The sequence below is a fragment of the Priestia endophytica genome, from assembly GCF_026790145.1.
In the GTDB taxonomy this organism is placed as follows: Bacteria; Bacillota; Bacilli; order Bacillales; family Bacillaceae_H; genus Bacillus_I; species Bacillus_I endophytica_A.
The window spans coordinates 313,551-319,970 of the sequence record NZ_JALAMS010000011.1; the positions used below are offsets into that span (position 1 = coordinate 313,551).

Consider the following 6,420-nt stretch of genomic DNA (forward strand, 5'->3'; position numbering starts at 1 on the left):
TTTCTCACCCTTCCTTATGGAACGGCTGTTCCGCTTCCGTAATTTCTTCAACACTTACATAGTAGCCTTTATCTTCTTCAAAGGAACGAACTGAGCGAACGAGCATACAACCGAGTATTCCCACTGCGCCTAATATCGCCATCCACCATAGTTCAAAAACAAGAGCAAAACCAGCGACAAAGAAAAATGCACACATAACAGGAGCTGTTCCTGTATTGCTTGGCATATGAATAGGCTCATAGTTTCCTTCTTCTTTTTGCTCTCTCTTTGTTTGCTTTTTCGCTCTTTGCTTCATATCCCAGAACGTATCAATATTTTGGACATGAGGGATCTTCGCAAAGTTGTAGTGAGGCGGAATAGACGTTGTTGTTGCCCACTCAAGCGTTCTTCCGTCCCATACGTCTCCTTCTGTTTCTCTAATCGCATAGCGGTGACTGTAATAGATGTTGTATACAAACACAACGAATCCAAGTCCCATTGCAGCAGCACCAACGGTTGATGCAACGTTTAGACCCGTCCAACCATCTTCAGGAGCGTACGTATACACACGGCGCGGCATGCCATCAAACCCTAGAATGAATTGTGGAAGGAAACATACGTTAAAGCCAATTGTAAACAACCAAAACGCCCATTTTCCAATTCTTTCGTTCATTTTGTAGCCAACCATTTTCGGATACCAGTAAATTAGACCAGCAAAACAAGCAAAGGCAACACCTGCAATTAATGTGTAATGGAAATGTGCAACAAGGAAGTATGAGTTATGATACTGAAAATCCGCTGCTGCCATGCCAAGCATAACCCCTGTTACTCCTCCGATTACAAACGTTGGAATAAACGCAAGTGACCAAAGCATTGGTGTTGTAAACTCGATCTTACTTTTATATAGCGTTCCAAGCCAGTTAAACAGCTTAATTCCGGTTGGAATCGCAATGGCCATCGTTGTAATCGAGAAAATATTGTTAACAGCTGCGCTTCCTCCCATTGTGAAGAAGTGATGCACCCATACAATAAAGCTTAAAAACGAGATGACTACAAGCGAGACAATCATCGTTTTATATCCAAAGAGCGTTTTACGCGCGAACGTTGCAATAATCTCTGAAAAAATCCCAAATGCAGGCAACACAACAATGTATACTTCAGGATGTCCCCACATCCAGAACATGTTTGACCAAAGCATCGGATTTCCGCCGTCTGTTAAGGTGAAAAAGTGCGTACCAAACAGGCGATCAAACGTCATCAATGCAAGCGTAACCGTTAAAATCGGGAACGCAAACACGATAATAAATGACGTAATCAGCGTTGTCCATGTAAACATCGGCATGCGAAGTAGCGTCATACCAGGCGCACGCATTTTAATGATTGTGACAACAAAGTTAATCCCTGTTAACAGCGTACCAATTCCTGAAACTTGCAGACCGAGTAAATAATAGTTAATACCAGGTCCTGGGCTTCCTTCGATGGCTAATGGCGCATAGTTTGTCCATCCTGCATCAGGAGAACCTCCAAAAACAAAGGAAATGTTAAACAATATAGCTCCGCTAAAGAAAGACCAGAAGCTTAAGTTATTCAGAAACGGAAAGGCAACATCTCTTGCCCCAATTTGTAGTGGGACCGCAAAGTTCATTAGCCCAAGTAAAAAAGGCATGGCCATAAATAAAATCATAATGGTTCCATGAGTTGTAAAAATCTCGTTGTAGTGGTGAGATGATAAAAAATCATTGTTTGGAACCGTAAGCTGTGCTCTCATTAATAAAGCGTCAACTCCGCCGCGGAAAAGCATAAGTAAAGCGGCTAAAATGTACATAATTCCGATTCGTTTATGATCTACAGTTGTGATCCATTCTGTCCAAAGCCACTTCCATTTTTTAAAGTATGTAAGAACAAATAAAATTCCAATTGTAGTAAGCGCAATCGAAATGTTCGCTCCAAGAATGAGCGGATCATCAAGAATTAAGTGCTCTTTAATAAAATCAAACATCATATGTTCCTCCTTTCCTAGTGATGAGCGTGCGATCCATGGTTCGAATGCTCATGTTCTTGTGAACCTTCTTCATCTTCATCTATTGGTTCTTCAATAAGTCCATGATCTGCTCTTACTTTTAACGCATATGTTGAGTTAAGACCATGATCAACGAAATCTAAATGTGTTGATGAAAAAGTGGTTTGCTCTGCTGTATCAGGAAGCATGAGCTTCTTATACGTTTCCTCAGTTAGCTTTGGAGCCGTTTCTTTTGTCTCCTCTACCCAACTGCTATACTCTTCTTCATTCAGCGCTACAAAGTCGAACTGCTGATGAGCCATTCCCTCTCCTGTAAAGTTCGAGTTTCGACCTTCATATGTTCCAACTTCATCTGCCTGTAAGTAAAGCTCATTCACCATTCCAGGCATTCCATATATTTGCCCACCTATTTGAGGAACCCAAAAAGAAGCCATAGAGTCTGCTGCTGTAATTTTGAATAAAATTGGATGATCCTCAGGCACGTTCACATAGTTAACTGTTTCGATTTCTTGTTCTGGATAGCTAAAAATCCATTTCCAGTCAACGGCCGTTGCATGAATAACAATCGGCTCTTTATCAGCTGAAGATTTCGGTGCTTCTTTTAAGTCATAAAGAGCTTTCGCATTTGGAACAGAAAGGGCAATTACAATTAAAAGGGGGATAAGGGTCCAAATGATTTCAAGTTTTGTGCTGCCGTGCAAATTTGGATCATAATCGCGGTCATTGAAGTTTTTTCGATTACGATACTTTATAATCACAAACGTAAATACAGCAAAAATGATGACAACAATAGCAAGCATAAAATAAAGGGAAAAGATAATAAGATCTTTTTGAATCTCCCCAACCGGTCCCTTAGGATCTAACACGATAAGATCACTGCGAACTCCAAGTACAGTAATAATAACGAGTGAGATTAAACTACTTATTACAATCAACCATGCTTTACGATTTTTGAACATGGAAATTTCACCTTCCTTTCTTATGTCTCGAATGAAACAATCTCAGATTCCACCAAATTGTATAAGAAAATTAAAGTAAGTGATAGCGATTAAAAGGGCTTTTTTCACTTTTCAATAATTCGACAAACTTCATTCATAAATCAGTAACAACTCTGGATTTAACCCCCATTTAAATCCCTCTAGGGGGGGATATTATTTTCATCTCCGCTCTTAAAAACACCTATAAAATGAACTATAAATTTAATTTATCTTTTACTTTATAAACTAAAAAAACTAAGCCTTTTCCATCAAAAAAGATGCCTCTTAAAAAGGCATCTTTTTGGTTTCCTTCCATTCTTTTAAACTCATCATTTTAAAGTTCTCTTTAACGTTATGACTTAGTGGTGAAATCAACTCAATGGAATTTCCATCAGGGTCACTAAAATAAAGAGCAGCATGTGCTTGCGGACTATTTGGTAAAACGAGCGGCTGTCTGTCCTCCCCAAATCCAAACGCCGTTCTTACTTGGATTCTCCTCTCTTTCAGCCAATCTTTAGCGGAATCCATATCTTCCTGCTCAATGTGAAGAGCAATGTGGCGAACAGAAGCATGATACGGAATATGAACTTGCTCGGTTTCCCAAAGTCCCAGCCAGCTTTCTCCTTTTTTAATCCAAAAGAAAGCTAGTTTCTCTTCACGAAAAGCAATCTCTAAGTCTAGTTTTTGATAAAACTCAATCGATTTTTCAAGATTTGAAACAGGTAAATGTGCTTCATACAATCCTTTAATCATTCAAAACTCCTCCCTTTTATAAAATAGACAGCAAGATTAGCCATACTTAGCACAGCGATGATTAAGAAAAGAAAAAAAGAGAAAGGATCTCCTGCCCCGTTTAGTTCATCAGCTAATACGCCCATTCTATACAAAAAAAGAGCGGATATTGTAATAGAGAGAACGGAAAAAACGGCAACTAAAAAGCCGATAACACGCCGATAATGCTTAATCACAATAAGAAAAAAGAGCACTCCAACTAGCGTAACGATGAGGAAAATCAACAGGGGACGAAAGAGCGTGATTGTTTCAAATTCAGCTATCATAAAGCACCTCACTTTTTCAATATGTTAACATAAATTGAAAATTATTACTTTTAAAAAGCTCAAAAAAAGACCTCCAGCAAAACTAGAGGCTTATCGTGCTAATCCATATCTTTTTCTTTCCTTGAACGCACAGGAAAGAATATTATCTATTTTAAATGTCCGCTTTTCATGGCGAAGCAAACACCAAGCTTTTACTTTTGTTTTATTTATCTCATATACAATGATGGAGCGCTGTGTAATTGAGCCGTTATCCGCCATATAAATAATCTCAAGCGGTTTCTTTAGCTCTAAACTTTGTTGTAATAATCGCAGCATAATCGTTCAACTCCTTATGTTTCAATTATACCGAACAAACGTTCTTAAATCAACAAAGAGACTTTTTCTTACATAATAGACGAGCCAACTGATAGCTAACCTCTTTATACCAAATACTTATTCATTTCAATAGGATGCCAATGGGTTTATTACACGATAAGACTTGTTTAATCTCCAGCACCACTTTCATGACAAAATGTATAGCCGTTCTTTTCCTTAAAGCATGAATCCCAAGCAAAATGACACCTGTATTTTTGCCCCCGCCCCTTCTGTATATGACTAGGATTTATGGATAATAGGATATCTTCCTCTTATCCATAAATATAGAAACCACCTTTTGTACTATTATCGAATTATTTATTACCAATTTTACATATTTGTTGCATAAACGAAAACGAAAATCATTCTCAATTGTGCTATTATATTTTTATTCACTTTTGATTAGGAGGAAACGTATGATGATTGAGTTTTTAAGACTGCATAAAAGTATTGCTATTCCTTTAGGGTTGTTGCGTGTATATATCGGATACACGTGGTTTATGGCTGGGCTCGGCAAAATTACAGGGGGACAGTTTGATACATCTGGATTTTTACAAGGTGCATTGGCTAAAACAACTGGAGAACAGGCGGCTGTTCAAGCATGATGGGGAACGTTCCTCGAACATGTTGCTCTTCCGAATATCGAGATGTTTAACGTTCTTGTTCCATGGGGTGAACTGTTAGTAGGATTGGGTTTATTGCTTGGCTGCTTTACAAAGACAGCCGTATTTTTTGGAATGGCGATGAACTTCTCTTATATGTTTAGCGGTGCTACAGGCACAAATCCGCAGCTTGTTCTTTTATCAATTTTCATTTTAATTTCCGCTACAAATGCGGGAAGATATGGTGTAGATGGTGTAATTATTCCTCTCATTAAGGATAGGCTAGCGACGAATAAAGTAAAAAGCATGCAAGACATTGCTTAGTTTTTAGAGTACGAGAGCGCTAGAAAAGGTGAAAAAGCAGAGCAATATGATAGTATCTCGCTCTGCTTTTTCTCTTATTTTAGAAAGTGTTCTTTAAAAAAGTTCAGTTGATAATCTAATGTAATAGGATCATTGAACATAAACGCGTTTGCATCAGCTTCAAACACGCGATTATTTTTCACAGCCGGAATTTCTTTATAAAGCGATGTATCTTGATAAGAGTTATCTTGATCTTTATATTTACTAATTATTAAATAGTCTCCAACATATTGAGGCAGAAGTTCAGTAGAAAGCATATAGTAACCTTGTTTGTCTGTCATTTTCTTCACTTTATCCGGCATCTTTAAGTTCAGTGCTTGATAAAGGACTTCTGTTCCTCTTCCCCAGTTATCCCCGAATATCCCGATTTCTTTATTGTAGCTTTCTAGAACAGTAACCGTAACATCATCACCAAGCTTTTTCTTAATCTCTTCGCCTGTAGCTTTAGCACGGTCTTTAAAGTCGTCAATCCAGCTTTGTGCTTCTTTTTCTTTGTTTACAAGCTTACCAATTTCTAAATGTTGTGTTAGATAATCAACTTTACCATATGTATAGGTAACCGTTGGCGCGATTTTCTTAAGCTTGTTTAAGTTTTTATTTGTATCTGCCCCTATAATTAGATCAGGCTCTAGCTCCATAATCTTCTCAATATCTTCATCAGATACAACAGGCACATCTTTTAATTCTTTTTCGAATAGAGGACTTTTTTTAGCCCATTCCTCTACCCCTACTATATTGACATCTAGTGAAAGTAAATCTCCTACATAACTCCCTAACACGACCACTCGTTTAGGATGTGCAGGCACTTTTATAGGCCCATTTTCTGACTGATATGTGATTGTTTCTTGCTTTTCATCCTTACCCTGTTCTCCTGACGCCTGTTCCGCCGATTTATTGCCACAAGCACTTATTATAAGAATCATAATAAGCATGACAGGTAAAAGTAGTTTCTTCATGCTTGTTTCCCCTTCCAGTATAATAGATTAAATTAAATGGTAATGATAATCAATTTCATTAAGGTAAATCATATTATTCTTTTAAAATCCTGTCAATATATTCTTTTTTAT

General features: G+C 37.8%; 6 protein-coding genes and 1 pseudogene. 1 reads left to right on the top strand and 6 read right to left on the bottom strand.

The window, feature by feature from the left end:
* Positions 1–4: 4 nt before the first annotated feature.
* The 5 genes from qoxB to MOC86_RS10115 form a co-directional block, all read right to left on the bottom strand.
* Positions 5–1,981: a cytochrome aa3 quinol oxidase subunit I gene (gene qoxB / locus MOC86_RS10095; RefSeq protein WP_419146624.1), complete on the bottom strand. Its 1,977-nt coding sequence runs from the start codon at positions 1,979–1,981 to the stop codon at positions 5–7.
* Positions 1,982–1,995: 14 nt separating this feature from the next.
* Positions 1,996–2,958, bottom strand: a complete 963-nt coding sequence (gene qoxA / locus MOC86_RS10100) for a cytochrome aa3 quinol oxidase subunit II (protein ID WP_268584054.1) — start codon at positions 2,956–2,958, stop codon at positions 1,996–1,998.
* Positions 2,959–3,261: 303 nt separating this feature from the next.
* Positions 3,262–3,729 carry a VOC family protein gene (locus tag MOC86_RS10105; protein WP_268584056.1) on the bottom strand — a complete coding sequence of 156 codons (468 nt, stop codon included), beginning with the start codon at positions 3,727–3,729 and terminating at the stop codon, positions 3,262–3,264.
* Complete coding sequence (locus tag MOC86_RS10110; protein ID WP_268584057.1) at positions 3,726–4,034, bottom strand: hypothetical protein; 309 nt, start codon at positions 4,032–4,034, stop codon at positions 3,726–3,728. The genes MOC86_RS10105 and MOC86_RS10110 overlap by 4 nt, the downstream gene beginning before the upstream one ends.
* 90 nt (positions 4,035–4,124) lie before the next feature.
* Positions 4,125–4,349: a hypothetical protein gene (locus MOC86_RS10115; RefSeq protein WP_268584058.1), complete on the bottom strand. Its 225-nt coding sequence runs from the start codon at positions 4,347–4,349 to the stop codon at positions 4,125–4,127.
* A 455-nt stretch (positions 4,350–4,804) separates the two neighbouring features.
* Between MOC86_RS10115 and MOC86_RS10120 the strand changes: the two are divergent.
* A pseudogene (locus tag MOC86_RS10120) lies at positions 4,805–5,314 on the top strand (DoxX family membrane protein).
* Between the two features lie 74 nt (positions 5,315–5,388).
* Here the strand turns inward: MOC86_RS10120 and MOC86_RS10125 are convergent.
* On the bottom strand, positions 5,389–6,309 hold the full coding sequence (locus MOC86_RS10125) for an iron-hydroxamate ABC transporter substrate-binding protein (protein WP_268584059.1): 921 nt from the start codon (positions 6,307–6,309) through the stop codon (positions 5,389–5,391).
* Between the last annotated feature and the right edge of the window lie 111 nt (positions 6,310–6,420).

What these genes read in the sequence shown, in the direction of transcription:
- qoxB (WP_419146624.1), bottom strand. Translation starts at nt 1,981, where the DNA reads ATGATGTTTGATTTTATTAAAGAGCACTTAATTCTTGATGATCCGCTC.
- qoxA (WP_268584054.1), bottom strand. Translation starts at nt 2,958, where the DNA reads ATGTTCAAAAATCGTAAAGCATGGTTGATTGTAATAAGTAGTTTAATC.
- MOC86_RS10105 (WP_268584056.1), bottom strand. Translation starts at nt 3,729, where the DNA reads ATGATTAAAGGATTGTATGAAGCACATTTACCTGTTTCAAATCTTGAA.
- MOC86_RS10110 (WP_268584057.1), bottom strand. Translation starts at nt 4,034, where the DNA reads ATGATAGCTGAATTTGAAACAATCACGCTCTTTCGTCCCCTGTTGATT.
- MOC86_RS10115 (WP_268584058.1), bottom strand. Translation starts at nt 4,349, where the DNA reads ATGCTGCGATTATTACAACAAAGTTTAGAGCTAAAGAAACCGCTTGAG.
- MOC86_RS10125 (WP_268584059.1), bottom strand. Translation starts at nt 6,309, where the DNA reads ATGAAGAAACTACTTTTACCTGTCATGCTTATTATGATTCTTATAATA.